Origin of the sequence: Bradyrhizobium canariense, from assembly GCF_018130465.1 — a bacterium.
Taxonomy (GTDB): Bacteria; Pseudomonadota; Alphaproteobacteria; order Rhizobiales; family Xanthobacteraceae; genus Bradyrhizobium; species Bradyrhizobium canariense_C.
The window spans coordinates 407,228-433,068 of record NZ_JAFCKJ010000001.1 but is presented as its reverse complement, the minus strand read 5'-3'; the positions used below and the strand labels follow the sequence as shown (position 1 = coordinate 433,068).

At 64.8% G+C, this 25,841-nt stretch carries 24 protein-coding genes; 8 read left to right on the top strand and 16 right to left on the bottom strand.

All coding sequences use genetic code 11. The features are described 5' to 3' along the window. Positions 1-14 precede the first annotated feature (14 nt). The 7 genes from JQ591_RS01850 to JQ591_RS01820 all read left to right on the top strand — a co-directional run bounded on the left by JQ591_RS01850 (position 15) and on the right by JQ591_RS01820 (position 7,176). On the top strand, positions 15-899 hold the full coding sequence (locus JQ591_RS01850; RefSeq protein WP_211394351.1) for an intradiol ring-cleavage dioxygenase: 885 nt from the start codon (positions 15-17) through the stop codon (positions 897-899). 59 nt (positions 900-958) lie between these two features. Then, positions 959-2,353, top strand: a complete 1,395-nt coding sequence (locus JQ591_RS01845; RefSeq protein ID WP_211394350.1) for an FAD-linked oxidase C-terminal domain-containing protein — start codon at positions 959-961, stop codon at positions 2,351-2,353. Beyond that, positions 2,350-3,876 (top strand): sugar ABC transporter ATP-binding protein, encoded by a 1,527-nt coding sequence (locus JQ591_RS01840; protein ID WP_211394349.1) that lies wholly within the window; start codon positions 2,350-2,352, stop codon positions 3,874-3,876. The genes JQ591_RS01845 and JQ591_RS01840 overlap by 4 nt, the downstream gene beginning before the upstream one ends. Then, positions 3,869-4,819, top strand: coding sequence for an ABC transporter permease (locus JQ591_RS01835; protein WP_211394348.1), 951 nt, complete (start codon positions 3,869-3,871; stop codon positions 4,817-4,819). Before JQ591_RS01840 ends, JQ591_RS01835 begins: the two co-directional genes overlap by 8 nt. Then, entirely contained in the window at positions 4,816-5,793 is a 978-nt protein-coding gene (locus tag JQ591_RS01830; RefSeq protein ID WP_027546406.1) for an ABC transporter permease, read from the top strand. Before JQ591_RS01835 ends, JQ591_RS01830 begins: the two co-directional genes overlap by 4 nt. 41 nt (positions 5,794-5,834) lie before the next feature. Continuing rightward, positions 5,835-6,809 carry a sugar ABC transporter substrate-binding protein gene (locus tag JQ591_RS01825; RefSeq protein WP_211394347.1) on the top strand — a complete coding sequence of 325 codons (975 nt, stop codon included), beginning with the start codon at positions 5,835-5,837 and terminating at the stop codon, positions 6,807-6,809. A 79-nt stretch (positions 6,810-6,888) separates the two neighbouring features. Further along, on the top strand, positions 6,889-7,176 hold the full coding sequence (locus JQ591_RS01820; RefSeq protein ID WP_211394346.1) for a YciI family protein: 288 nt from the start codon (positions 6,889-6,891) through the stop codon (positions 7,174-7,176). A gap of 76 nt (positions 7,177-7,252) precedes the next feature. Here JQ591_RS01820 and JQ591_RS01815 read toward each other — a convergent pair whose 3' ends face one another. The 14 genes from JQ591_RS01815 to hydA all read right to left on the bottom strand — a co-directional run bounded on the left by JQ591_RS01815 (position 7,253) and on the right by hydA (position 23,452). Beyond that, positions 7,253-7,750 carry a hypothetical protein gene (locus JQ591_RS01815; protein WP_211394345.1) on the bottom strand — a complete coding sequence of 166 codons (498 nt, stop codon included), beginning with the start codon at positions 7,748-7,750 and terminating at the stop codon, positions 7,253-7,255. A 132-nt stretch (positions 7,751-7,882) separates the two neighbouring features. Beyond that, positions 7,883-8,866 carry an ABC transporter ATP-binding protein gene (locus JQ591_RS01810; protein WP_211394344.1) on the bottom strand — a complete coding sequence of 328 codons (984 nt, stop codon included), beginning with the start codon at positions 8,864-8,866 and terminating at the stop codon, positions 7,883-7,885. Beyond that, positions 8,863-9,852 carry an ABC transporter ATP-binding protein gene (locus JQ591_RS01805; RefSeq protein ID WP_211394343.1) on the bottom strand — a complete coding sequence of 330 codons (990 nt, stop codon included), beginning with the start codon at positions 9,850-9,852 and terminating at the stop codon, positions 8,863-8,865. Before JQ591_RS01805 ends, JQ591_RS01810 begins: the two co-directional genes overlap by 4 nt. 19 nt (positions 9,853-9,871) lie before the next feature. After that, positions 9,872-10,795 carry an ABC transporter permease gene (locus tag JQ591_RS01800; RefSeq protein WP_211394342.1) on the bottom strand — a complete coding sequence of 308 codons (924 nt, stop codon included), beginning with the start codon at positions 10,793-10,795 and terminating at the stop codon, positions 9,872-9,874. After that, positions 10,792-11,733 (bottom strand): ABC transporter permease, encoded by a 942-nt coding sequence (locus JQ591_RS01795; protein WP_211394341.1) that lies wholly within the window; start codon positions 11,731-11,733, stop codon positions 10,792-10,794. The genes JQ591_RS01800 and JQ591_RS01795 overlap by 4 nt, the downstream gene beginning before the upstream one ends. 17 nt (positions 11,734-11,750) lie before the next feature. Beyond that, positions 11,751-13,352 (bottom strand): ABC transporter substrate-binding protein, encoded by a 1,602-nt coding sequence (locus JQ591_RS01790; protein WP_211394340.1) that lies wholly within the window; start codon positions 13,350-13,352, stop codon positions 11,751-11,753. Positions 13,353-13,494: 142 nt separating this feature from the next. Next, complete coding sequence (gene nikE / locus JQ591_RS01785) at positions 13,495-15,165, bottom strand: nickel ABC transporter ATP-binding protein NikE (RefSeq protein WP_211394339.1); 1,671 nt, start codon at positions 15,163-15,165, stop codon at positions 13,495-13,497. Beyond that, the gene (locus tag JQ591_RS01780) at positions 15,162-16,010 is read right to left on the bottom strand and encodes an ABC transporter permease (RefSeq protein WP_211394338.1); all 849 of its coding nucleotides are present in this window, start codon (positions 16,008-16,010) and stop codon (positions 15,162-15,164) included. Before JQ591_RS01780 ends, nikE begins: the two co-directional genes overlap by 4 nt. Then, entirely contained in the window at positions 16,007-17,041 is a 1,035-nt protein-coding gene (locus JQ591_RS01775; RefSeq protein ID WP_433995195.1) for an ABC transporter permease, read from the bottom strand. Before JQ591_RS01775 ends, JQ591_RS01780 begins: the two co-directional genes overlap by 4 nt. 28 nt (positions 17,042-17,069) lie before the next feature. Further along, the gene (locus JQ591_RS01770; RefSeq protein WP_211394336.1) at positions 17,070-18,689 is read right to left on the bottom strand and encodes an ABC transporter substrate-binding protein; all 1,620 of its coding nucleotides are present in this window, start codon (positions 18,687-18,689) and stop codon (positions 17,070-17,072) included. A gap of 118 nt (positions 18,690-18,807) precedes the next feature. Further along, positions 18,808-20,244, bottom strand: a complete 1,437-nt coding sequence (locus JQ591_RS01765) for an NAD(P)-binding domain-containing protein (protein ID WP_211394335.1) — start codon at positions 20,242-20,244, stop codon at positions 18,808-18,810. Continuing rightward, positions 20,241-20,990: an SDR family oxidoreductase gene (locus tag JQ591_RS01760; protein ID WP_211394334.1), complete on the bottom strand. Its 750-nt coding sequence runs from the start codon at positions 20,988-20,990 to the stop codon at positions 20,241-20,243. The genes JQ591_RS01765 and JQ591_RS01760 overlap by 4 nt, the downstream gene beginning before the upstream one ends. Position 20,991: 1 nt before the next feature. Further along, positions 20,992-21,966, bottom strand: a complete 975-nt coding sequence (locus tag JQ591_RS01755) for an NAD-dependent epimerase/dehydratase family protein (RefSeq protein WP_211394333.1) — start codon at positions 21,964-21,966, stop codon at positions 20,992-20,994. Between the two features lie 16 nt (positions 21,967-21,982). Next, complete coding sequence (gene hydA / locus JQ591_RS01750) at positions 21,983-23,452, bottom strand: dihydropyrimidinase (protein WP_211394332.1); 1,470 nt, start codon at positions 23,450-23,452, stop codon at positions 21,983-21,985. 56 nt (positions 23,453-23,508) lie between these two features. On the opposite strand from hydA, the gene JQ591_RS01745 reads away from it, so the two are divergent. Further along, positions 23,509-24,171, top strand: a complete 663-nt coding sequence (locus tag JQ591_RS01745; RefSeq protein ID WP_211394331.1) for an aspartate/glutamate racemase family protein — start codon at positions 23,509-23,511, stop codon at positions 24,169-24,171. Here JQ591_RS01745 and JQ591_RS01740 read toward each other — a convergent pair. Together JQ591_RS01740 and JQ591_RS01735 are read right to left on the bottom strand one after the other, a co-directional pair. Then, positions 24,168-24,836 (bottom strand): flavin reductase family protein, encoded by a 669-nt coding sequence (locus JQ591_RS01740; RefSeq protein ID WP_211394330.1) that lies wholly within the window; start codon positions 24,834-24,836, stop codon positions 24,168-24,170. The genes JQ591_RS01745 and JQ591_RS01740 overlap by 4 nt on opposite strands. 5 nt (positions 24,837-24,841) lie before the next feature. Beyond that, positions 24,842-25,774, bottom strand: a complete 933-nt coding sequence (locus JQ591_RS01735; protein ID WP_211394329.1) for an N-carbamoyl-D-amino-acid hydrolase — start codon at positions 25,772-25,774, stop codon at positions 24,842-24,844. Positions 25,775-25,841 lie beyond the last annotated feature (67 nt).

Here is a 25,841-nt window from a genome sequence, read left to right as displayed (position 1 = left end):
TCACGGAGGCAGCTATGCGCAATTTCAACGAGAACACGATCACGGACGCGGTGCTGGAGCGGATCGCGGGCGCGACCGATCCGCGGATCAAGCAGGTCAGCGAAGCGCTGGTGCGCCACCTTCATGCCTTCGTCCGCGAGGTACGACCGACCCAGAAGGAATGGGAATACGGCATCGAATTCCTGACCCGCACCGGCCACATGTGCGACGACAAGCGCCAGGAGTTCATCCTGCTGTCGGACGCGCTCGGCGTCTCCATGCTGGTCGACGCGATCAACCATCCGGTGCCGGAAGGAGCGACCGAAACCACGGTGCTCGGTCCGTTCTTCGTGCAGGCGTCGCCCGAGAAAAGCAACGGCGAGGACATCTCCGGTCCCATGGAGGGCGATCCGATGCTCGTCACCGGCTCGGTGTCGACCGTCGATGGACGGCCGCTCGCCGGCGCCGTCGTGGACGTCTGGCATTCCGACGATGATGGCTATTACGACGTGCAGCAGCTCGACAAGATCGGCGATCTTGCGATGCGCGCGCGATTCCACACCGACCAGAATGGCCGCTTCAATTTCTGGTCGATCAAGCCCGCCGCCTATCCGATCCCGCATGACGGCCCGGTCGGCGACATGCTGGAGGTGCAGGGCCGCCATCCCTGGCGCCCGGCGCATGTGCATTTCATGATCTCGGCGCCCGGCTTCGAGCAGCTCGTGACCCATGTGTTCGTCGCCGGCGACCAGTATCTCGACTCTGACGTGGTGTTCGGCGTCAAGGACAGCCTGATCCGCGAATTTGTGCGGTGCCCGCCCGGCCGTGCGCCCGATGGTCACATGGTGGACAGCGAGTATTTTCACCTCAACTATGATTTCGGCCTAAAGCAGGTCGCGAGCAGCGCAAGAGCCGCTTAAGCTCAAGCGACGGCCGACCCAACAAGAGCCCCGCAACAGGGGCGAGACAGGGAGCAAGGATGGGACCGCGGGTCAGCACGGGCATATTGGCCGATCGCCTCACAGGCATGATCGGCCCGCGCGCGAGCGTCGCGCGTGGCGTGCTCGACCAGCACGGGCAGAGCGAGTCGCATTATCGCAACCTGCCGCCCGACATCGTCGTCTTTCCTGAAACCACGCAGGAGGTCGCGGAGATCGTCAAGCTGTGCGCGGGCTCGAATATGCCCATCGTGCCGTTCGGCGCCGGGACCTCGCTCGAAGGCAATGCGGCCGCGGTCGCGGGCGGCGTCTGCTTCGACTTCGCGCGCATGAACAAGGTGCTGACGGTGCACGAGAGCGACATGGATGTCGTCGTGCAGCCCGGCATCACGCGAAAGCAGCTCAATGCGGAGCTGCGCGGCACCGGACTTTTCTTTCCGATCGATCCCGGCGCCGACGCCTCGATCGGCGGCATGACGTCCACGCGCGCCTCCGGCACCATGGCGGTACGCTACGGCACCATGAAGGACAACGTCATGGCGCTGGAGGTGGTGCTGGCGGACGGGCGCGTGATCCGGACCGCCAGGCGCGCGCGCAAGTCAGCCGCCGGTTACGACCTGACGCGCATGTTCGTCGGCGCCGAGGGCACGCTCGGACTCATCACCGAGATCACGCTGAAGGTGCATCCCGTGCCGCAGGCGATCTCGGCCGCGGTTTGCAGCTTCGACACCCTGCACAATGCCGTCGACACCGCGATCTCTGTGATCCAGTCCGCGATCCCCGTCGCACGCATCGAGCTGCTCGACGACGTCATGATGCGCGGCATCAACGCCTATGCGAAGCTCGGCTATCGCGAAGCCCCGACCCTGTTCTTCGAATTCCATGGTTCCGAGACGTCCGTCGCCGAGCAGGCCGAGGCCGCGCAGGCAATCGCCGCCGACCATGGCGGCCATGGCTTTGCCTGGGCGAAGGCGTCGGAGGATCGCAGCCGGCTCTGGCACGCCCGCGACAACACGCTCTATGCGGGCCTCGGCTTGCGTCCCGGCGCGCGTGCCGTGATCACCGATGTCTGCGTGCCGATCTCGCGGCTGGCGGAATGCCTCACGCAGACCCGGCGCGACGCGGACGAGCACGGTTTTACGGCGCCTATCGTCGGCCATGTCGGCGACGGCAATTTCCACATGCTGATCCTGATCGATCCCGCCAGGCCGGAGGAGGCCGATGGTGCCAAGGCGCTCCAGGCCCGCATGGTCGCCCGCGCGATTGCCATGGACGGCACCTGCACCGGCGAACACGGCATCGGGCTCGGCAAGATCGACTATCTCACCGACGAGCTCGGCGAGGCCGTCGATGTGATGCGGTCGATCAAGACCGCGCTCGACCCCAAGGGCCTGATGAATCCCGGAAAGATCTTTGCAAGCGGAGTGCGCGCATGAGCAGCGCCGCAATAATTGCCGAGACCTCCTCCCCTGTCCCGCTGCTGGAGCTGCGCGGCATCAGCAAGGAGTTTCCCGGCGTCAAGGCGCTGGATGACGTGTCCTTTGCCGTCTTCCCCGGCGAAGTCCACATGCTGTTGGGCGAGAACGGCGCCGGCAAGTCGAGCCTAATGAAGGTGCTGTGCGGCGCCTACCGCACCGATGCCGGCGAGTTCCACTACAAGGGCGAGCAGGTCGCGATCAACTCGGCCGCGGACGCGCAAAAGCTCGGAATTGCCGTGATCTTCCAGGAATTCTCCCTGGTCCCCCATCTCGATATCGCCCAGAACATTTTCCTCGGCCGCGAGCCGAAGGGCCGCATCCCCGGCACGATCGACCGCCGCAAGATCTTGGCCGACGCAGCGCGCGTGCTCGGCACGATCGGGTTCGAGATCGATCCCGCCACCATTGTCGACAAGTTAGGCGTGGCGCAGCAGCAGATGGTCGAGATCGCGAAGGCGATCAGCCAGAACGCCCGCATCCTGGTGATGGACGAACCGACCGCGGCGCTGTCCGATCGCGAGACCGAGCTGCTGTTCGCGCTGATCGCGCGGCTGAAGGCCGACGGCGTCTCCATCGTCTACATCTCGCACCGCATGGCCGAGGTGTTCGCGCTCGGCGACCGCATCACCGTGCTGCGCGACGGTCGTCGCATCGACGGCGTTCGCCCTGCCGACGTCACGCCGGACCAGCTCGTCCGCATGATGGTCGGTCGCAACGTCGACATGACCTATCCGCGCAACTTTGCCGACAAGCCCGGCGAAGTCCTGCTCGAGGTCAAGGGCCTGAGCGCCTCCACCGGGATCTCGGACATCAACATCGAGGTGCGCCGCGGCGAGATCGTCGGCCTGTGTGGCCTGGTCGGCTCGGGACGCAGCGAGGTCGCGCGCGCGATCTTCGGCGCCGATCCCGTGAGCTCGGGCGAGATCATCTTCGACGGCAAGGCCATTTCCGGCGAACCCGACCTCGCCGCCCGCCGCGGCATCGCGTTGATCCCGGAGAGCCGCAAGAGCGAAGGCCTCGCGCTGTTGCGGTCGGTGGGGGACAATCTGGTGGTGTCGGCGCTGCGAAAGCTGTTCCCGAGCGGTCTGTTCGACCAGCGCCGTGCACAGCGCACGTCCGACGGCCTGATCCGGCAGCTGCGCATTGCGACGCCAGGCGCGCGCCAGACCGTCGGCCTGCTCTCGGGCGGCAATCAGCAGAAGGTCGTGATCGGCAAGTGGCTCGCCGCCGGTTCAAAGCTTTTCATCTTCGACGAACCCACACGGGGCATCGACATCGGTGCCAAGTCCGAAATCTTCGCCCTGATCGACCGCCTTGTCGCGGAAGGCGCGGCGGCGTTGATGATCTCATCCGAACAGGTCGAGATCTGCCATGTCTGCGACCGCGCCTATGTGATGCGCGAGGGGCGCATCGCCGGGCACCTCGCGCGCAACGAGCTGACAGAGGAGAACATCGTGCGACTGGGGATGCATCATGCGTGAGGCCGCGGTCGTTTCACAATCCAATCCGCTGCAACGCATTCCCGGCGTCGCCATCGTGCTGGTGCTTCTGATCGCGGTGTTCGGCGCCATCGCACCCGGGTTCCTGTCCGTTGCCAACCTCTCCAACGTGCTGGTGCAGTCGACGATCCTGACCATGCTCGCGCTGCCGATGACGCTGATCATCATGACCGAGGGGCTCGACCTGTCGATGGGCGCGGTGCTGACGCTGACCTCGCTCTGCGTCGCGATCGTATCGCTCGCGACCAAGTCGATGCTGCTGGGCCTCGGCGCCGGGCTCCTCGTCGGCGCGGCCTTCGGCACCGTCAACGGCTGGCTGGTCGCAATCCTGGGGATTCCGCCCTTCGTTGCGACGTTGGGCACGCTCGGCATGGCGCAAGGCCTGTCGCTGATCGTCAGCGACGGCCAGAGCGTGGTCGGCATCCCCCACAGCGTGCGCGACATCTATTCGGCGACCCTCCTGGGCGTGCCCGTCCCGATCGTGATGGCGCTGGCGAGTTACGCTGCCTTTCACGGCCTGCTCTACCACACCCGCTTCGGCACCTACATCTTCGCGCTCGGCGGCAACCGGGAGGCGCTGCGCTATGCCGGCCTCTCGCCCAACCGGCTGCTGATCGCGGTCTATGCGATCGGCGGCGCCATGGCCGGCATCGCCGGCCTGTTGATGACAGCGCGGATGAATTCCGGGCATCCAACAGCGGGCCTCGGCCTTGAATTCGATGCGATCGCGGCCGTCGCCGTCGGCGGCACATCGTTCGAGCGCGGCAATGGCTGGCTGCTCGGCACTGTGCTCGGCGTGCTCTCCGTGGGCGTGCTGCGCAACGGGCTGAACCTGATCTCGCTGCCCTCCTCGGTGCAGGTCGCAAGCGTCGGCGTCCTCGTCATCGTTGCCCTGTTCCTCGATGGTATCAGGAGCCGCGCATGACCGACATCAGCAAAGAGGCCATCGTGCCGCCCCGCTCGTTCCTGTCGCAGGACGCGATCCAGGTGTTCTATCGCCTGCTTGCGGCGCTGCTGATCTGTGCGGTGCTGGCGGTGCTCAGCGATTCCTTCCTGAGCCTCGGCAACATCCTCAACGTGCTCAGGCAGGCGAGCCTGACCTTCTTCATCGCCTCCGGCCTGACCCTGGTGGTGCTGACCGCGGGCCTCGATCTCTCTGTCGGCGCCAATGTCGCGCTGTCCGCCTGCATCGCCGGGACCGTGATCCACAAGACCGGCTCGCCGGCGCTGGGCATCCTCACCGGGCTTGCCTGCGGCGGCATCGTTGGCCTCCTCAATGGGGTCATGGTCACCGCGCTGCGTATCCCCTCCTTCATCGCCACCTACGGCATGCTCTGGGTGCTGAACGGCCTCACCTATTGGTACATGGCGGGCGAAACCCTTCACGGCTTCCCGGCGGGCTTCCGCCAGATCGGCAGCGGCTATCTGTTCGGCCTGCCGATCCCGGTCTACCTGCTGCTGGTGTTCCTCGGGATCGGGACACTGTTTGCGCAGCGAACGATCTGGGGCCAGGAGATCTATGCGATCGGCGCCAATCCGGTCGCGGCACGGCTCTCCGGCATTCCGGTCGCGCGCCGCCTGCTGCTGGTCTACGCCGTCTCCGGCACCATGGCGGGGCTCGCCTCGATCATCTTCCTGTCGCGGCTCAATTCGGCCGAGGCCGACATCGGCGAAAGCCTGACGCTGCCCGCGATCGCCGCCGTGCTGATCGGCGGGACCTCGCTGTTCGGCGGCGTCGGCACCGTGTTCGGCACTTTCATCGGCGCGCTGATCCTGACGCTGGTGCTGAACGGCATGAACCTCTTGTCGGTCAGCGCCAACTGGCAGCCGCTCGTCACCGGCATCATCGTCATTCTCGCGGTCTGGCTCGACATGAAGACCCGCCGCCGCGCGCAATGAGTTCTGGAGTTCCAACAAGCAAAATGAGGGATGGAGGCAACATGAAACAGACACTGGGCTACCTGGCGCTGCCGCTGCTGATGGCCGCGGCATTCACCACGCAAGCGCGAGCCGACGGCGAGACCATCGCCGTCTTCACCAAGAACCAGACCAACCCGTTCTTTCAGACGGTGCGGGTCGGCGCCGACAACATGGCGAAGACGCTCAACGCGAAGACGCTGCAGTACATCCCGACCAAGCCCGACAGCATCCCCGAGCAGCTCAGCCAGATCGAGGACGTCGTGGTGAAGAAGCCGAGCGCCATCGTGTTCACGCCGGTCGACTACAAGGCGATGGTGCCGGGTGTCGAGAAGATCAACGAAGCCAAGATCCCCGTCGTCAACATCACCGACCGCTCGGCCGGCGGCAAGTTCCTCTCCTTCGTCGGCGCCGACGACTACAGCCTCGGGCTCGAGACCGCGCGCTTCCTGCTGAAGACGCTGGGCGGCAAGGGCAACATCGTCATCATCGAGGGCGTCAAGGGCTCGCTGACCAATGTCGACCGCGTCCGCGGCTTCAACGACGCACTGAAGGAAAACGCCGGTGCAAAACTTCTGGCCTCGCAGCCCGGCAATTACCAGCGGCTCCAGGCGCTCCAGGTGATGGAGAACTTGATGCAGTCGAACGCGCAGATCGACGGCGTGCTCGCCGCCAACGACGCCATGGCGGTCGGCGCGATCGAGGCGCTCGACGGCGCCAACCGCAAGGCGCAGGTGATCGGCATCAATGGCACCAAGGAAGCGATCGACGCGATCAAGTCCGGCAAGCTGCTCGCGAGCGGTGACTACAACGGATTTGCTCAAGGATGCCTTGGCACCATGATGGCGATCCGATCCTTGCGCAACCAGCCCGTCGTCGCCGAGATCGTGCTGAAGCCGACCGTCATCACCAAGGACAATTACCAGCCGTTCGACGTGCCGCTGGAGCAAAGGAACTGCCCGACTTTCGAGGAAGCCAGCAAGCTCGGCGGCAAGTAAGTCAGCGCACCCTCACGACAAGCCCGGGCGGCCGCAGCCGCGGCCGTCCCAAGAAAACGAGATAGAAACGGAGACCATCATGCTGTTCGCCATTCACGCCCTCGACCGCGCCGGCGCGCTGCCGACTCGGCTCGCCAATTACGAGGCCCACAAGGCTTTCCTGAGCGACACCTCGCGCTTCGGCGTCAAGATCGTGATGTCAGGCCCGCTGGTCTCCGACGACGGCGACAGGATGATCGGCAGCCTGTTCCTGATCGAGGCACCGGGCCGTGGCGACGTCGAGGCCTTCAACCGCGCCGATCCGTTTGCGGCGGCCGGCATCTGGGAGAAAGTCACGATCACGGGCTTTCTCCGCCGCCAAGGTTGAAAGTTGCGACGGGCCTGAGGGCGCCCCGGCCCTGATCGCCATCACCTGGCAGCCGGCAAGGGCGTTCGCTCAGCCGTCACTTCGAGTCCTTGTTCAGCTCTATGGCGACCTGCGAGACCCAGGCACCAGGCGCGTCCATGACGAACGACTGGTGATTGCCCTTGGTCCGGATTGTCACCAGCGCCGCGACGGTGTTGCCCTCAATTCTTGCCTCGATCAACCCTTCCTCCGCGCTGGTTCCGTAGATCTTGCCACCCTGGCGGTATTCGCTCTCGAACCAATTCCCCGAGAACTCCTTGCCGTTCTGCTCCATGTTTGCGGACAAGACCATCTTGTAGGCATCGCTTGCGCATCGCAAATCCAGGGTGAGCGATCGGCCCGGCTTCGCGACGTTGTAGGAGACCTTGCAGCGTACCTTCTCACGGGGACCATCGGCGGGCTTCATCGAACCCATCCCGGACCACGAGCCGGCCAGACTGTCGAGCGTCGCTTCCGCATAGGAAGAGCTGAGGGCCGCCAGCGCGAGGCAGGCGAGACCGACACTCCCTTGCTTCAGGGATGATTTCAAAGACACCGCGGCGGCTCCAATTCGTGGGGTTGGAACCGACCCTAGCCACGATCATCCGGTCAAAATTTGGCGGAGATGTTGAGATATGTTGCGGAACATGACTGAGCCCCGCGGCGCAGACCCGCTCGCGATGACTGTCTAACCCTGCGGCAGTGCGTCGAGATGGCACGCCACCCACTGCTCACCGCCGTCCGAACGAAGTTGCGGCTCCTCGCTCCGGCAGCGATCGAACACGTATGGGCAACGGGTGTGAAAGCGGCACCCACTCGGCGGGCTGATCGGGCTCGGCACGTCTCCCTTGAGGATGATCGGATTGCGCTGGGCTCCCGGCTCGGGCAGCGGGACCGCCGAGAGCAGCGCCTTGGTATAAGGATGCCTTGGGGCGGCGAAGATCTCGTGGCGGGGGGCCACCTCGACGATCTTGCCGAGATACATCACCGCGACGCGATGGGTCATGTGCTCGACGATCGCGAGGTCGTGGCTGATGAACAGCAGCGCCAGGCCGAACTCGCGCTGGAGATCCTGCAGCAGATTGACGATCTGTGCCTTGACCGAGACGTCGAGCGCCGAGACCGCCTCGTCGCAGACGATCAGCTCGGGCTCGGCGGCGAGCGCCCGCGCGATGCCGATGCGCTGACGCTGGCCGCCGGAGAACTCGTGCGGCCTGCGGTTCAGCGCCTCGCGCGGCAGGCGCACGGTGTCCATCAGCGCCGTCACGCGCGTTTCGAGATCGATCGCGGATTTGGCGAGGCCGAAATTGCGGATCGGCTCGGCCAGGATGTCGCGCACGCGCATGCGCGGATTGAGGCTCGAGAACGGATCCTGGAACACCACCTGCACGCGGCGGCGCATCTGGCGCATCGTGCTCGGATGTGCGTCGTCGATACGCTGGCCGTCGAGGATGACCTGCCCTGCCGTGATGTCGAACAGGCGCAAAATGGCACGGCCGACCGTCGATTTGCCGCAGCCGGATTCGCCGACCAGCGACAGCGTCTCGCCGCGCGCGATCTCGAACGACACGCCGTCCACCGCATAGACCCATTCGGACTTGCGGCCGAACAGGCCCTTTTTGACCGGAAAATGCTTCTTGAGGTCGTTGACCTGGAGCAGCGGGGGACTCATGCCGCGACCGCTCCCTTGGCCGCATAGTGGCAGGCCGCGACGTGACGTGGCCCCTTCTCTTCGAGCCCCGGTGCGTACTGTCGGCAGAGATCGGTCGCGAGCGCGCAACGTCCGGCGAAGACGCAGCCGACGATGGGCTTGCGCAGATCAGGCACCTGCCCCGGGATCTCCGCCAGCCGTCTCGCGGTGCCGGTCAGCGACGAGCCGAGCCGCGGCACTGCGCCGAGCAGGCCCTGCGTATAGGGATGACGCGGCGAACGGAACAGTTCCGCCACCGGCGCCTCCTCGACCTTGCGCCCGGCATACATGACCATGACGCGTTCGGCGATCTCGGCGACCACTCCGAGATCGTGGGTGATCAGGATGATCGCCGCGCCAACCCGGTGCTTGAGATCCAGCATCAGCTTCAGGATCTGCGCCTGGATCGTCACGTCGAGCGCGGTGGTCGGCTCGTCGGCAATGAGAAGTTTTGGATTGCAGGCGAGTGCAATGGCGATCATGACGCGCTGGCGCATGCCGCCGGAAAGCTGATGCGGATATTCGCGCACGCGCCGTGCCGGCTCGGGAATGCCGACGAGGGTCAGCATCTCGATCGCGTGCGTCTCTGCGGCCTGCTTGTCGAGGCCCTGGTGGATCATCAACGTCTCGCGGATCTGGCGGCCGACGGTCAGGACCGGGTTGAGGCTGGTCATCGGCTCCTGAAAGATCATCGAGATGTCGTTGCCGCGGATCGCGCGCATCTCGCGATCCGACAACTGAAGCAGGTCCCTGCCCGCGAAGCGGATGGCACCGGCGATTTTGCCCGGGGGCTCGGGGATCAGCCGCATCAGCGACATCGACGTCACCGACTTGCCGCAGCCGGACTCGCCGACGATGGCGAGCGTCTCGCCCTCGTTGACATGGAACGACACGCCGTCCACCGCGCGGTTGATGCCGCTGGGCGTGCGGAAGTGGGTTTGCAGGTTCTCGACTTCGAGCAGTGCCATCGCGATCAGCCCCTCACCATCAGAGGCTCTTGGCCATGCGCGGATCGAGCGCATCGCGAAGGCCGTCGCCGAGCAAATTCACGGCAAGCACGGTGACGGACAGGAAGGCCGCCGGAAAGAACACGATGTAGGGCTTAACCTGCCACAGCGCCCGCCCCTCGGCCATGATGTTGCCCCAGGACGGAATGGTCGGCGGCGTTCCCGCGCCGATGAAGGACAGGATCGCCTCCGTGATCATCGCACTGGCGCAAATGTAAGTCGCCTGGACCAGCATCGGCGCCAGCGTGTTGGGCAGGATGTGGCGCACGATGATCATCGGCGTGCGCGTGCCGCAGGCCACTGCCGCATCGACGTAAGGCTGCTCGCGCAACGACAGAACGACGCTGCGCACGAGGCGCGAGACGCGCGGAATCTCGGCAACGGTGATCGCGAGAATGACGTTTCCGACGCTGCCGCGTGTCAGCGCCATCAGCGCGATCGCCAGCAGGATCGGCGGGATCGACATCAGGCCGTCCATGAAGCGCATCAAGATGCCGTCGGCCCAGCGGATGAAACCGGAGACGATGCCGATGGCGAGACCGACTGCGGAGGCGAATATCGCAACCGAGAGCCCGACCGTGAGCGAGACGCGCGCGCCGAAGAGGACGCGTGAATAGATGTCGCGGCCGAGGACGTCGGTGCCAAACCAGTAAAGCGCTGACGGTGCGCGGGTACGCTTGGCCGGAGCAAGTGCGGTCGGATCCACCGTTCCAAGATAAGGCGCAAAGATCGCGATCAGGACGAGTATCAGCAGCAACGTGCCGCCGATTGCAACGGTGGGATGGCCGCGCAGCAGCCCGATGAAGCCGCGCCGGATCACAACAGGCCGGAGGATCTCAGGCAGTTGCGGCGCGAGGACGAAGCCCGCCGGCAGCGCTTGCGGATTGACGGTCGTGTCGGTCAATAGCGGATCCTTGGGTCGACGAGCGTATAGGTGACGTCAATCATCAGATTGACGAGGACGTAGACGAAGCTGAACAGCAGCACGATGCCCTGGATGACGGGATAGTCGCGGCGCAGGATCGCGTCGATCGTGAGCCGGCCGAGGCCGGGAATCGCGAAAACGCTTTCCGTGACGACTGCGCCGCCGATCAGGAGCGCGATGCCGATCCCGATCACTGTGACGATCGGCACCGCCGCGTTCTTCAGCGCATGGACGAACAGGATGCCGCCCTGCCCGAGGCCCTTGGCGCGCGCGGTCCGGATATAATCCTGCTGCAATACTTCGAGCATGGTGGCGCGCGTAATACGCGCGATCAGCGCGATATAGACACAGCCGAGCGCGATCGCCGGCAGGATCAGGTTTTGCAGCCAGGGCCAGAAGCCCTGGGCGAGCGGCGTATAGCCCTGAACCGGAAGCCATTCGAACTCCAGCGCGAAGACGTAGGCGAGGACATAGCCGACGACGAAGACCGGCAGGGAGAAGCCAAACACGGCAAAGGCCATGATGGCCCGGTCGATCAGGCTTCCCGCCTTCCACGCCGCCAGCACGCCGAGCGGCACCGCGACCACGATCGTGAGCAGCAGCGTGACCATCATCAGCGACAGCGTCGGCCCGAGACGCTGCCCGATCATCGTCGAGACCGGCAGATTGGTGAAGATCGAGGTACCGAGATCGCCGTGCAGAATGCGCCAGACCCAGCTGCCGAACTGGATCAGGAAGGGTCGATCGAGGCCGAGGCTCTGACGGATGCGCTCCACATCCTCCGGACTTGCCTGATCGCCTGCGATCACCACGGCGGGATCACCCGGCGCAATGTAGAGCAGGCTGAACACGAACAGCGCGACGATCGCCATCACAGGCAAGGTCGAGGCGATACGCCGGAGGATGTAGGAGAGCATCTGACTTCAGCGCGGGGTCATGCGGATTTCGACACGCCCCAGAAGAACGGCAGCGGCCCTTTCGTGATGCCGGAGACGTTCTTGCGCCATGCCGTGTAGCTGAGGAAGAAGCCGGTCGGCGCGTAGACGACGTCTTCGAGCGCGACCTTGTTGAGGCGAGCGACTGCGGCCTTCTCTTCGTCGAGGTTCTTGGCCTCGAACCAGGACGTGACTTCCTTCTCGGTGCCGGGGCTGTTGGGCCAGCCGAACCAGGCCTTGTCGCCGTTGGCGCGAATGGCGGTGTAAGGCGCCGGATTGATGCAGTCCGAACCGGCATGCCAAGTGTGGAACATGTTCCAGCCACCCTGTCCGGGCGGCGTCTTCTGCGCGCGGCGGGAGCCGACCGTGCCCCAATCGGTCGCGACGAAGTCGACATTCATGCCGAGCTTCTTCAAGAGATCGGCGGTCACATCTCCGAACGCCTTGGTGATCGGCTGGTCCTGCGCCACCAGGCACGTCACCGGCTGGCCGGAATAGCCGCTCTCGGCGAGCAGCTTCTTTGCAGCATCAAGATCGCGCTTGCCCTTCAGGACCTCGCCGCCCGCCTCGGTGTAGAGCGGCGTATCGGGCGTGAAGAAGCCGGGCAGCGGCTTCCACAGCGAATTGTCGTCGCCCACGAGCGCACGCATATAGTCTTCCTGGCTCATCGCCATCAGCACCGCGCGCCGCGCCCGCACGTCATTGAAGGGCGGATACAGGAAGTTCATGCGGAACGAGCCGACATTGCCGAGCGGATCGCCGATGTCGACGCTGATGTTCTTGTTCTTCTTCAGGACCGGCACGAGGTCCGCGATCGGGTTCTCCCACCAGTCGATCTCGCCGTTCTGCAACGCGGCCGCAGCAGTCGCCGGATCCGGCATCACGATCCATTCGACGCGGTCGATCAGCATCTGCTTGCCGCCGGCGAGCCACGACGACTTTTCCTGCCGCGGCACATAGTCGGCGAATTTTTCGAACACGGCTTTCGCGCCGGGGACCCATTCGCCCTTGGCGAACTTCATCGGTCCGGAGCCGACATAATCACCGATCTGCTTGAACGGGTCGGCCTGCGCGATGCGTTCCGGCATGATGAAAGCGCAAGGCGAATTGTTCTTGCCAAGCGCATAGAGCATCTTCGGGAACGGCTGCTTCAGCACCCATTTGAAGGTGCGGTCGTCGACGGCGGTGAGCTCCTGCTGGTTCGCCTTGAGCATCAGGCCCATGGGATCGCGCGCAGCCCAGCGGTTGAGACTCGCAACGACGTCCTTGCTCAGCACCGGCTCGCCGTCGTGGAATTTGAGGCCCGGCCGCAATTTGAACGTCCAGGTGGTGCCGTCGTCGGTGACTTCCTCGGACTCGACCATCTGCCGCTGCGGCTGGAGCGAGGAATCGACGCCATAGAGCGTATCCCAGACCAGCGCGGCGGCATTGCGCACGACATATTGCGTGCCCCAGATCGGATCGAAATTGGCGAGGTTTGCTTGCGGCACGAAGCGCAGGGTGCGCGCAGAGGCGCCTTGTGCGATCGCCGGGGCCGAGAGGCCGCTCAATGCCAGACCGCCCGCGCCGGCCAGTCCCTTCAATACGGTCCTGCGATCCATGAAATCCTCCCAATAGTGCCGTGATGCCGGCCATCGTTGGCCAAGAACAGGTGAAACCAGAGCTCATTGGCGTGCAAATGGTATGCCACTAACCGGACCTTCGCCAGCGGGATCTCCGCACCATTTGGGGCCGGTCGAAGCCTCAAAGCGCAGCCGCCAGCATCGGCCCGGTCTCGATATGCGGGATCGCCTCGACCAGCTTGCGCGTGTAGTCGGTCTTGGGATTGTCGAACAGCGCCCGGCTCTCACCCTGCTCCACGATGCCGCCATTGCGCAGCACGATGGTGCGGTCGCAGAGCATGCGCACCACGTTGAGATCATGGCTGACGAACAACAGCGCGATGTCGTTCTCGCGCCGCAGGCGGTCGAGCAGTTGCAGCACCACCGCCTGCACGGAGACGTCGAGCGCAGCGGTCGGCTCGTCCAGCACCAGGAGCCGCGGCCGGCAGGCGATGGCGCGAGCGATGCCGACGCGAGCCTTCTGGCCGCCGGAGAGCTGATGCGGAAAGCGCGGCAGGAGATCCAGCGGCAGCCCCACACGCTCGGCGCACTCCTCCACGCGCTGCCGCAGTTCTCTACCCGCACGAATACGATCGAGCCGCATCAGGGGATGGGCGATACAGTCGAAGGCGGTGAAGCGCGGGTTGAGGCTCTCGTTCGGATCCTGGAAGACCATCTGGATGTCTTTGCGGAAGCGCGAGCGGTGAAAGTCGCGCGACGCCACGTGGCCGATCGACTGCCCGTCGAACACGATCTCGCCTTCGCTCGGATCGATCAGGCGGCAGATCATCCGCGACGTCGTGCTCTTGCCGGACCCGGATTCGCCGACGAGGCCGACGCTCTCGCCGCCGGTCATCGTCATGGAGAAGTCCGCCACCGCCGCAGCGCCCTGGTCGAAGCGTTTTGCAAGCTTGCGCACTTCCAGCAAAGGCGGAGTACCGTGGGCGAGCTCCTGCCTGGGCCTGCTGACGACGGCCGCATGGCGCTCCCTCTCCTCTTCCGTCACGAGGTCCTCGATCCGGGAGGTCGCGGTCGGCGATGCCGCCACCAGACGCCTGGTATAGGCGTGCTGCGGCGAGCTGAAGAGCGTCCTGGGGCTTGCTTCTTCGACGATGCGGCCGCGCTCCATCACGGCAATGCGGCGGCAATATCGCGCCGCTAACCCGAGATCGTGCGTGATCAGGATCGTCGCCATGCCGCGCGCGGCGGAAATCTCCGCCACGAGGTCCATCACCACCTTCTGCGTGGTGACGTCGAGCCCGGTCGTCGGCTCATCGGCGATCAACAGCGCGGGATTGCAGGAAATCGCGATCGCGATCATGACGCGCTGGCACATGCCGCCGGAGAGCTCGTGCGGATAGGCATTCATCCGGGTTTCAGGGTCGCGGATCTGGACGGCGCGCAACAGCTCCAGCGCCTCGGCGCGAGCGGCGTCCTTCGATATCCGCTTGCGAGTGAGGATCGCGTCCGCGATCTGCAGACCGATCGCGCGGATCGGATTGAGCGCCGCCCGCGGGTTCTGGAAGATCATCGACATCGCGGCACCCTGGAGATGCCGGAGGTCATCGCCCCTGAGCTTGGTGACGTCCTGTCCGCGAAACAGGATTTTTCCGCCAGTGACGCGCCCGGCCGCATCGAGCAGCCGTGTCGTGGCAAACCCGGTGACCGACTTGCCAGAGCCGCTCTCGCCGACGAGGCCGAGCATCTCGCCCGCTTCGACCGTGAGCGTAACCCCGCGCACGGCCTCGACCGTCCCTCGTCGCGTCGAGAACGCGACGTGGAGATCGTCGATCCTGAGCAATTGCTCGCTCATGTGCGCATGCGCGGGTCGAGAATGTCCCGCATCCCGTCACCGAGGAGGTTGAAGCACAGCACGGCCATCATCAACGCGAGGCCCGGAAAGGCCACCAGCCACCACCGCCCCGTCGAGATGAAGCGGGCGCCCTCCGCGACCATGATGCCCCATTCCGGCGTCGGCGGCTTGACGCCAAGGCCGATGAATGACAGGCCGGCGGCATTCAGGATCGCCCAGCCGAGGTTGAGCGAGATCTGCACCGCCATCGCCGGCAGGATATTCGGCAGCAGGAAGCGCAGCACCACCGAGAAATGACTCTCGCCGCAGGCACGTGCGGCCTCCACCCAGCCGACATTGCGCCGGACGTTGACCTCGGCGCGCGCGAAGCGGATGTAGAAGGGAAGATTGATGATCGCGGTCGCAATCACGATGTTCTCGATCCGGTTGCCGAGCGCCGCGACCATCGCCATCGCCAGCACGAACAACGGAAAGGCCATCATGACGTCGACGAAGCGGCCGACCGAGCGATCGAGCCTGCCGCCGGCATAGCCGCAGAAAGAGCCTACGACGGCGCCGATCACGAAGGAGATGCCGACCGCCGAGACCGCGATGGCAAGATCGAGGCGGGCCGCAACGACGAGGCGGCTGAACACGTCGCGCCCGAGCTGGTCGGTGCCGGCGAGGTGCGCCGCGCTCGGCGGCAGCAGCGCCTCCGAGACATTGGAGACGATGGGATCATAGGGCACGAGCCACGGTCCGAAGATCGCGACCAGGACAAACAGAAGGACACCCGCCGCGGCGACACCGGTCAGCGGGTTGCCGCGCAGAATCCAGACCGAATGGCGGAGGGTTGCGCTCGTCATCCGATCGACACCCTGGGATCGGCGATGCCGTAGCAGATATCGACGACCAGATTGACCATCACGAACAGGCTCGCCATCAGCAGCACAAAACCCTGCACCGGCGCATAGTCGGACGACAGCAGCGCATCGAGCGCGTAGGAGGCAACGCCCGGCCAGGAGAACACCTTCTCCACGAGGACATTCGCGCCAAGCATGGTCGAGAAGACGATGCCGGCAATGGTGATGACGGGAAGGATCGCGTTGCGCAGCGCGTAGGTGACGACGACCTTCTGCCAGGACAATCCGACCGAGCGCGCGGTGCGCACGAAATCACTGCCGAGCGAAACCAGCATCGAAGCGCGCGTGATCCGCGCCAGCGGCGCGATGACGAACAGGGCCATGCTCACCGCCGGCAGGATCAACTGCTTGCAGGCCGCCCACCAACCCTCGATGTCTCCCGCGAGCAGGAAATCGATCGACAGGAACCCGGTGCGCTGCGGCGGCAACGAGGTAAACACGTCAATCCGCCCGGTCGGATCAGGCGCAAGACCGAGCAGATAGTAGAAGACATAGATCAGCAGCAGGCCCGACACGAAGGTCGGCACGCAGACGCCGAGCGCACAGAACAGCCGCACGCCGTGATCGACCAGCGATCCCGGCTTCAAGGCCGCGACCACGCCGAGCGGCACCGCCGCGATCAGCGCGATCAGGAGCGCCGTGAAGGTCAGCTCCAGCGAGGCCGGCAAACGTTCGCGAAGGTCCTTCAGGACCGGTTGCCCCGTCATCATGGAGCGGCCGAGATTGCCCCGGCCGATGTCGGAGAGATAAAACACGAGTTGCTCCGGCACCGACTTGTCCAGCCCCATCTGCTTGCGGATCTGCTCGATCTCCTCCTTGCCGGCGTTCGGCCCCGAAGCGAAGAACACCGCGGGATCTCCGGGCAAGACCCGCATCAGGAGAAAGGTGAAGACCAGCACGCCGAACAACGCCGGCAGCGACGATAGAAGCCGCCTCCCCGCCCGCGCCACCGTCGCACCAAAACCGGTCATCACCTTTCAGAGCTCCTCCAATTTGCGGATGTCACTTGCGGCTGACGTCTCGATAGTCGACTTGACGATGGAACTCGTAGGTATAGCCCTCGATCGACGACGCCATCACGGCGTCCTGGTTCGGCTGCCACAGCGGGATCTGCGGCATCTCGCTGAAATGAATCGCGTTGAGCTTGCGGCCATCCTCTTCGTACTTGGCCTTGTCGGGCTCGAAGCGCGCTTCCTGCGCGATCGTCGCCAGCTCCGGATTGTTGATCGAGCTGTAATTCCAGCGCTGATTGCCGGTGTAGAAGTTGCGGTAGAAGTAATCGGTCGAGGGCAACCAGGCGACGATGCCTTCAGTGAACAAGGGCAGCTTCTTCTCGTTGATCTGCGTCGACATCTGCGCATCCGGCAGCTTCTGGATGTCGACCTTGATCCCGATCTTGGCAAGCGATTCCTTCACGAGAGCCGCCATCGGCTCCGCGGTCGAGGCCTGGCCGACGTTGAAGCTGAAGGTGGTCGAAAAACCCTCCGGGAGTCCAGCGGCCTTCAGATATTCCCTCGCCTTGTCGAGATCGGTCTTCACCGGCGCCTGGAACGGATAGATGCCGTTCAGCGGCTTGCCATCCGGCCAATTCGCACCGAACAGCGGGGCTCCACGGCCGAACAGGGCAGCCTTGAACATGTCCTCATAGGGCAGCGCGAAGGCGACGGCTCGGCGGACGTTGACGTTGTCGAAGGGCGGGATCTGGTTGTTCATCGAAACGAAGGTGATCGAATTGTACTGCGGCGTCGAGATCACCTTGAGCTTGCCCTTGGCCTCGAGCGACTGTACGTCGCTGGCCTGGAGATCGACGACGAGATCGGCGTCACCGCGCTCGACCAGGTTGGCGCGGGTCGCGGGCTCGGGCACGGATTGCACGATCACGCGCTTGAAGAACGCCGGCTTGCCGGGCGAGCCGCGGTTCCAGTCCTCGTTACGCTTGATGATGACCTGCTCGCCGGGCTTGAAAGACTCGATCACATAGGCGCCGCTGCCGGCGGTGTGCTCCTTCAGCCAGGCGGTGGCCCAGGGATCGTCCGCGGTCGCGTGCTCCTTGGCGACTTTCGAGTTGATGATCAGAGGATAGACGGTGGCCAAATTCGGCAGCGCGAGCTTGTCGGGTTTTGGCAGCGTCACTTCGATCGTGAGGGGATCGATCACCTTGAACTGGTCGGCGGACGTCAGTGATCCCGTCAGCAATTGTGCCTTGCCGAGGATCGGCGCGGTGACGCAGCGATCGAGCGACCATTTCACGTCCTCGGCGGTCACAGACGAGCCGTCCTGGAACTTGGCGTCCTTGCGCAGGCGGAACGTCAGCTTCAGTCCGTCCGGGCTGACGTCGTAGGATTCGGCGAGCTCGCCGGTGATCTTGTCGAGATCGAACACCCATTTGCCGTTGAGCTGCTTGCGGCCGAACGCCACAAGGCGGTCGTAGGTGCTCATGCTCAGCGCGAAGGATTCACGCGTCGAGCCCGGGATGTTCGGATCGAGCGTGTTGACGGATGCGCCGGTGACATAGCGCAAAGTCTCCGCCCTGGTTTGCGCTTGCGAAGGCGCGGCGGCCACAAGCAGAAGCGCAGCGGTGGCGAGCACGCAGGATGCCGGCCTGAAAGACACAAAACGCATTCGTTTTCCCCAAAATTTCGACAAGAACGCCAGCAGGACAGGTCAAGAAAGAAGCAAGTTGCGCGCCAGTCTCATGGGGCGCTCATGGGGAGGCTTCGTCGCGGCGGCGCATGGATGATCATCGCGATTCCTCCATTTTTCGCGCTGGCCGCGTGACTACGGCCTGCGGCACGTCGTAGGCGCTGAGCGAGGCCCAGTGCCGTTCGACATCGGCACGAAACAGGCCGCGCGTCAGGCCATTCACCAGCTTCGGCACCGCGGTCGTCATCGCGTTGATCGACGATCCCGACGGACCAAAACTCATGGTGGAGGCGATGGCGAAGAGATGGATATTCGAGATCCACGGCGTCTCGCCCGCGACACGTTCGGTGAAGGCGTAGTCGTCGGCGAGATAGGGGAAGCGGCCGAGCCGCGCGTTGTGCTCGCTCTCCGGGGGCTGATAGCGGTCGGCCCAGGTTGCGATATTGCCGGCAAATGCGCGCAGTTCGCCACGGCCGGCAAAATTCATGTCGATGCCGGTGCCGCAGATGATGAAATCCGCAGTGATGGCGCCGCGCGGCGTCTGCAAGTCCACACCGTCAGGCGTCTGACGCGCGGACTCCAGCGGAGCGCCTTCATGCAATGTGAAATTGGCATGACGCGCACAGCGATCGAAAGTCGGCTGCGGAAAGCCTTCGCGCATTTCGAGGATGGTGCGCATGAAGCGCCAGCGCCAGGCATCGTCGAGATCGCTGAGATGACGCAGGAAGCCCCGAAAGGTCAGCCAGCGATAGGGCTGGATCACCTGGATCTGCGGCCGACGACACAGCAGATGCACTTCCGCCGCGCCCGCTTCCAGCGCGGTTGCCGCGTTGTCGAAGGCGGAAGCCCCAGCGCCAATCACGGCGACGCGCTTGCCGCGAAGGCCTTCGAAATCGATATCGTCGGCGACGGTCGTGACCGAGCTCACGGGCAGATGGCTCAGCGGCTCGGGGATCATCCAATCCCCCATCCCCTCCTGCCCCGTCGCCAGCACGATCTTGCGCGCATAGAGCGTCTCTACGCCATCGGCACGTTTCACCCGTGCGGCGAGTAGGCCATCTGCCGCCGGCAAGATCTCCAGAAGCTCGCAGCCGTTGCGCACCGGCAATGCGATCGCTCGTCGCAGCCAGAGCAGGTACTCGGCCCAATGCTCCCTCAGGATCAGATTCAGCGTCTGCCAGCTCTCCTTGCCGAAGCGGGCTTCGTGCCAGGACTGGTAGGTCAGGCTGGGGACATCGAGGTCCGGGCCGGTATAATCCTTCGGGCTGCGTAGCGTCGGCATGCGGGCATAGGTGAGCCACGGGCCTTCCATCCCCTCCTCGGCCTTGTCCAGCAGCAGGATGTTGCTGACGCGGGAGCGCATCAAGCCGAAGCCGATGGCGACGCCGGATTGGCCGGCGCCGACGACGAGCACATCCAGCGCCGGCTTGCCGTCCGGGCCCGCCTTCGGTTCGAGCCACGCAGCGCTAGGATGCGCGATCCTGGCGAGATCGGCGCGAACGTTCGCTTCAAGCTCTGTCAGCGCATCACTCATGCCGCGAGCCAGCCTCCGTCGACCACCATCACCGTGCCGGTCGTAAATGACGACGCATCGCTTGCGAGATGCAGCGCGGTCTGCGCGATCTCCTCGGCCTGGCCGAACCGCTTCATGGCATGGCGATTGCGGGAGGCTTCGCGGACCTCGTCTGCATTGGCATGACGGGCAAAGCTGCGGCGAAGCATCGGCGTGTCGATCGCGCCCGGCGCGATGGCATTGACGCGAATGCCGTCTGTCGCGAAATCCACCGCCATCGTCCGGGTCAGGCTGACGATCGCGCCCTTGGCGGCGATATAGGCGCTGTTGCCTTTCCCGCCGGCGATTGCGAGTTGCGAGGCCAGCGTGATGATCGAACCCCTCTTCTGCCGCTGCATCTGGGGCACAGCGGCGCGCGACCACAGCCAGGTGCCGCCGACATTGGTGCGGAACACCGCGTCCCAATCGGCGGGGTCCGTCGTCAGCACCGTGCCGCCGCAGGAGAAGCCGGCTGCCGTCATCAGGATATCGAGCCGGCCGAGCCGCGCCACGACGTCGTTTGCAACGGACTCGGCGAAATCAGCATCGCCGACGTCACCGACATGGGTCGTGGCCTCGCCTACCAGGCTCAACGTCTCCTGGAGGCCCGCGACATCGCGATCGACCAGGGCAAGACGCGCGCCCTCTTCCGCAAACAGCTTTGCGCTGGCGCGGCCGATGCCGGAGCCCGCTCCGGTGATGATGGCTGTGCGCCCTTGCAGCCGCATGTCAGATCCACTCCTTGTGCTGCGTCAGCCAGGCGCTCATCGCGGCGGCAGACTCGGCGCAGCCGAACCTCGCGCGCCAGCCGAACTCATCCGCCATCCGCGTCACCGACAGCGGCGCGCGATAGGGCCCATGCAGCTTGATGACAGTCTTCTCTCCGGGCGCGGCAAGCCGGCATTGCAGGCCGGGATTTAACGCCGCAAAGGCCTCTCCCCATTGCAACGCGGGCCATAGCCCGCCGCGGGAGATGTTATAGAGCCGATGGCGTGGCCGCTCGGCTTCGATGACGAGCGCCACAGCTTCGGCCGCATCCGGAGCGTAGATCCAGTCCCGCATACCCGCTTCAGGCACAACCGCCGGCTCGCTGCGAGCGAAGGCAGCCAGTATCTGATACTGAAGGCTTGGCGTATCGCGTACCGAGCTGGGCCGTTCCCACGGGCCGAACAAGGCGCTCAGCCGCACGCTCAGAAAGTCGCCGCCAAAGAGCTCGGCATGGCGCGCGACGGATCGCTCCGAGGTGAATTTGCTGATCGCGTAGAACGAGACGGGATCGCAGGGCGTTTCCTCGTCGAGAATCTCGACCCGCGCACCCGCGGCGCCATAGGCCGATGCCGATGACAGATTGACGACGCGACGAACGCCATGTCGGATCGCCGCAAGCAGGATCGGGATCTGCGCCATCACATTGATTTCGAGAACGCGCGCGGTCGATGCTCTCTCCAGCTCATCGCCGGCGGTGATCGCAGCTCCGAGCACGATCGCATCAGCGCCTTCCGCGATGAGAGCATCGATGGCATCTGCGTCGGTGATATCGCCCTGCACCGCTTTGAGCCCGGCGCCGTAATCGGCAAGAGATCGCCGCGCGGCTGGCGGCAACTCTGCGCGATCATACAGCGTGACGTGATGCCCGCGCGCGAGCAGCGCCTCCGCAACATTGAGGCCGACAAACCCCGTGCCGCCGAAGATGACGATCTTCATCGCGCGCGATCCACCATCACAGCAGCTTCGCTCCAAAATTGTGTTCCGGATCCATGTCGGCCACGAGCCGGCCGGTGGGCTTGGCCGCCTCGCCGCCACTGCGTGCCAGGAACTTGCCGCTGCCGGGGTTCGCGAGACACTTGTCGCCGTCGACGATGACGCGCCCGCGCGAGAGCACGGTGACCGGCCAGCCCTTCAGCTTGCGGCCCGCAAACGGCGTGTAGCCGGCGAGGTCGTGCATCATCTCGTCGGCGATCACCGTCTCGCGATTGGGATCCCAGATCGCGATATCGGCATCGGCGCCCACCGCGATCGAGCCCTTGCGCGGATGCAGATTGTAGATCTTTGCTGGTGCCGTCGCAGTCAGCTCGACGAACTTTTCCAGGCCCAGCCGACCCTTCGACACCATCGCGTCGAACAGCAGCGGCAGCCGCAGCTCCAGCCCCGGCAGGCCGTTGGCGACCTGCTTGAAGTTGGGATTGGGACCGGCGCGCAGCTTGCCGGTCTCGTCGTAACGATACGGCGCATGATCCGACGAGATGGTCTGGAGATCGCCGAGCGACAGCGCCTGCCACAGCGCCTCCTGATCCGAATGCGTGCGGGGCGGCGGGCTGCACATCCACTTGGCGCCTTCGGCCCCGGGCCTGTCGAGATCAGCTGCGGTCAGGAACAAATATTGCGGACAGGTCTCGGCAAAGACCTTCAGCCCCTGCCCGCGCGAGTCCCGGATCACTTTTGCGCCTTCGGCGGTGGAGACGTGGAAGATCATGATCGGCTGGTCGATCAGCGCCGCCATGCCGATCAGCCGGGTGAAGGCTTCCGCCTCCGACACGCGAGCGTGGCTGACGGCATGGTATTTCGGCATCGTGTAGCCGCGCGCGAGCAGGCGCTTCACCATCCAGGCGATGATGCCATGATTTTCGGCGTGCGCGCACAGCATCGCGCCGGATTGACGTGCGGCGAGAAGGATGTCCAGCAGCGGCTCGTCGTCCACCTTGAGCCGGTCGTAGGTCATGAAGATCTTGATCGAGGCATGGCCCTGCTTCACCAGCGCCGGAATGTGCTCCTCGACCGTCTCCTTGGTCGCATCCGCAATGATCATGTGAAAGGCGTAGTCGATCACGGCGCCCTTCTTGGCCAGCGCGTGATAATCCTCCACCACCTGCGGCAGCTTCATGCCGACGTGCTGGGCAGCAAACGGGATCACCGTGGTCGTGCCGCCAAAAGCGGCCGAAACGGTCGCGCTCTCGAACGTGTCGGCATTCATGATGCCGGCAGCGGACAATTGCTCGATATGGGCGTGGCTGTCGACCCCACCGGGCAGCACCAGCTTCCCGCGCGCGTCGATCTCGCGCTTCGCGGGCGGAAGCCCGCGGCCGATAGCGGCGATGGTCTCGCCGGAGATGGCGACGTCGGCTTCGAAGACGTCGGTCGTCGTCGCGACGCGCCCACCGCGAATGATCAGGTCGTAAGCGGGTTCAGTCATAAGGCACTCCATGATAGGCTTAGGGCAAGTGACCGCCAATTCGCAGGAAGACCAGCATGTCCCGACCGCGCATTCTCGTCATCAATCCAAATTCCAACCCTGCGGTCACGCAGGGGCTGGAGGACGCACTGAAGCCGCTCGGTTTCGAGGGCGGGCCGGAACTGGTCTGCCAGACGCTGGCCGAGGGTCCGTTCGGCATTGAAAGCCAGGCCGATGTCGATGGGGTCGCCATGCCGCTGCGCCGGCTGGTCGAAGGCGACAACAGCTCGGCCGCCTTTGTCATCGCCTGTTACAGCGATCCCGGGCTTCAGGTCTGCCGCGAAGGCACCGACCGCCCGGTGTTCGGCATCGCCGAGTGCGGCGTGCTGACCGCGCTGGCCCGCGCGGAGACCTTTGGCGTCATCGCGATCGCCCAACGCTCGATCCCGCGTCACATGCGCTATCTCAGGCAGATGGGACTGACCGACCGCCTCGCCGGCGAGCGGCCGCTCAACATGAGCGTCGCGGAAACCGCCTCGGGCGAAGGCACGCTGGCCAAAATGATCGACATCGGCCGCGCGCTGCGCGACGAGGACGGCGCCCGCGCCATCGTGATGGGCTGCGCCGGCATGGCACGCCATCGCCGTCCTCTGGAAGACGCGCTCGGCATTGCCGTGATCGACCCGACGCAGGCGGCCGTCACCATGGCGCTGGGTACGGTGCAGTTCTCGGCTCACTAGGCGTCCTTCAGCTCTTTGGCGTCCTGCCGCGCGAGCCATTGCGCGTGGCTCTCGCGCGTAAGCGCGAACGTATCCCGCTGCGTCGTGTAGAGATTGCCGAACATGCGGCCGATCGGCCGGTAGGCGTCGAGATCAACATACATGTTGGCCTCGTCGACCAGGCCCTCGCGCGCGTGAACCCGCAGCACCTCGCCAACCAGGAGCTCACGATCCGGCGAAAAATTCAGCACGACATGGCGCCGGCATTCGAGCGCGAATGGGGCCGCGGCCAGGCGCGGCACCTTCACGTCGATTGAGGCAAGCGTCGCAAGCCCGGTCGCGACGACCTCGCTGTCACCGGAAGGAAAATCGACCGCGCAGTCGTTCATCGCCACCGACAGCGCCTCGTCCACCATGTGAACCACGAATTCGCCGTCGCGATGGATGTTGCGGGTGGTGTCCTTCGGGCTGTGATCCGACTTGTGCTGAAGTCCGAGCACGATCAGCGCCGGGCTCTCCGAGAACACGTTGAAGAAGCTGAAGGGCGCGGCGTTGACCGCCCCGTTGTCGTCGAGCGTCGTCACCAGCGCAATCGGCCGTGGCACCACGACGCCGCAAAGCAGCTTGTAGCGATCGCGCGGATCGAGCTCTCGTAAGGATATGCCCGATGTGCTCCGGCCGGCCATCGACGTCACTTCTCCGGCGGCGGCACCGCGCCGGTTTGGCTGGTGATCAGGCCATAGTGCTCGATGCGACGGTGCTGCGCGAAATTGAAGATCGTAGTCTTGCCGAACGCGGTGGCGTCGAGATCGCAAGGGTGGACCAGAATCTCGTCCTCTTCCGTCTTGGCCTCTGCGACGATCTCGCCGTTGGGGTCGACGATCAGGCTGCCGCCGAACAGCGGGTGGCCGTCCTCATTGCCGGCCTTCGCCACCGCGACGACCCAGGTCGCGTTCTGATAGGCGCCGGCCTGCACCGAGAGGCGGTTGTGAAACAGGCGTTTCTCGACGCCCTCATCGCTCCTCTCCGCATTCACGGACGGCGTGTTGTAGCCGATCAGCACCATCTCGACGCCCTGCAAGCCCATCACGCGATAGGTCTCGGGCCAGCGCCGGTCATTGCAGATGGCCATGCCGATGATGCCGCCCAGCTCGCGCCAGACCTTGAAGCCGAGATCGCCCGGCTCGAAATAGCGCTTCTCCAGATGCTGGTGCGAACGCTTGGTGTCGTACTCCACGTGGCCCGGCAGGTGGATCTTGCGATATTTGCCGACGATCTTGCCGGACTTGTCGGTCAGGATCGCGGTGTTGAAGTGATGACCGTCGGGCGTCAGCTCGGCATAGCCGAAATTCATCGCCATCTGGTGCTGCGCGGCGCGCTCGAACAGCGGTTTCGTTGCCGCACTCGGCATCTCGCGCTCAAACCAGTTGTCGAACTCGCCCCGGTCCTCCGCATACCAGCGCGGGAAGAACGTGGTGAGCGCCAACTCCGGATAGACGATCAGATCGGCGCCTTTTGCTTTCGCTTCGTCCATCAGCGCGATCATGCGCTTGACCACGGCCTCGCGGCTGTCGGCTTTCTGGATCGGGCCCATCTGGGCGGCGGCAACATTGACAATACGCATCAGCGATTTCCTGGTGATGTCTTGGGCCAAGATCTTGAACTAAGGTCTTGGGCCAAGGTCTTGGGCT

What these genes read in the sequence shown, in the direction of transcription:
- JQ591_RS01850 (WP_211394351.1), top strand. Translation starts at nt 15, where the DNA reads ATGCGCAATTTCAACGAGAACACGATCACGGACGCGGTGCTGGAGCGG.
- JQ591_RS01845 (WP_211394350.1), top strand. Translation starts at nt 959, where the DNA reads ATGGGACCGCGGGTCAGCACGGGCATATTGGCCGATCGCCTCACAGGC.
- JQ591_RS01840 (WP_211394349.1), top strand. Translation starts at nt 2,350, where the DNA reads ATGAGCAGCGCCGCAATAATTGCCGAGACCTCCTCCCCTGTCCCGCTG.
- JQ591_RS01835 (WP_211394348.1), top strand. Translation starts at nt 3,869, where the DNA reads ATGCGTGAGGCCGCGGTCGTTTCACAATCCAATCCGCTGCAACGCATT.
- JQ591_RS01830 (WP_027546406.1), top strand. Translation starts at nt 4,816, where the DNA reads ATGACCGACATCAGCAAAGAGGCCATCGTGCCGCCCCGCTCGTTCCTG.
- JQ591_RS01825 (WP_211394347.1), top strand. Translation starts at nt 5,835, where the DNA reads ATGAAACAGACACTGGGCTACCTGGCGCTGCCGCTGCTGATGGCCGCG.
- JQ591_RS01820 (WP_211394346.1), top strand. Translation starts at nt 6,889, where the DNA reads ATGCTGTTCGCCATTCACGCCCTCGACCGCGCCGGCGCGCTGCCGACT.
- JQ591_RS01810 (WP_211394344.1), bottom strand. Translation starts at nt 8,866, where the DNA reads ATGAGTCCCCCGCTGCTCCAGGTCAACGACCTCAAGAAGCATTTTCCG.
- JQ591_RS01805 (WP_211394343.1), bottom strand. Translation starts at nt 9,852, where the DNA reads ATGGCACTGCTCGAAGTCGAGAACCTGCAAACCCACTTCCGCACGCCC.
- JQ591_RS01795 (WP_211394341.1), bottom strand. Translation starts at nt 11,733, where the DNA reads ATGCTCTCCTACATCCTCCGGCGTATCGCCTCGACCTTGCCTGTGATG.
- JQ591_RS01790 (WP_211394340.1), bottom strand. Translation starts at nt 13,352, where the DNA reads ATGGATCGCAGGACCGTATTGAAGGGACTGGCCGGCGCGGGCGGTCTG.
- nikE (WP_211394339.1), bottom strand. Translation starts at nt 15,165, where the DNA reads ATGAGCGAGCAATTGCTCAGGATCGACGATCTCCACGTCGCGTTCTCG.
- JQ591_RS01780 (WP_211394338.1), bottom strand. Translation starts at nt 16,010, where the DNA reads ATGACGAGCGCAACCCTCCGCCATTCGGTCTGGATTCTGCGCGGCAAC.
- JQ591_RS01770 (WP_211394336.1), bottom strand. Translation starts at nt 18,689, where the DNA reads ATGCGTTTTGTGTCTTTCAGGCCGGCATCCTGCGTGCTCGCCACCGCT.
- JQ591_RS01765 (WP_211394335.1), bottom strand. Translation starts at nt 20,244, where the DNA reads ATGAGTGATGCGCTGACAGAGCTTGAAGCGAACGTTCGCGCCGATCTC.
- JQ591_RS01760 (WP_211394334.1), bottom strand. Translation starts at nt 20,990, where the DNA reads ATGCGGCTGCAAGGGCGCACAGCCATCATCACCGGAGCGGGCTCCGGC.
- JQ591_RS01755 (WP_211394333.1), bottom strand. Translation starts at nt 21,966, where the DNA reads ATGAAGATCGTCATCTTCGGCGGCACGGGGTTTGTCGGCCTCAATGTT.
- hydA (WP_211394332.1), bottom strand. Translation starts at nt 23,452, where the DNA reads ATGACTGAACCCGCTTACGACCTGATCATTCGCGGTGGGCGCGTCGCG.
- JQ591_RS01745 (WP_211394331.1), top strand. Translation starts at nt 23,509, where the DNA reads ATGTCCCGACCGCGCATTCTCGTCATCAATCCAAATTCCAACCCTGCG.
- JQ591_RS01740 (WP_211394330.1), bottom strand. Translation starts at nt 24,836, where the DNA reads ATGGCCGGCCGGAGCACATCGGGCATATCCTTACGAGAGCTCGATCCG.
- JQ591_RS01735 (WP_211394329.1), bottom strand. Translation starts at nt 25,774, where the DNA reads ATGCGTATTGTCAATGTTGCCGCCGCCCAGATGGGCCCGATCCAGAAA.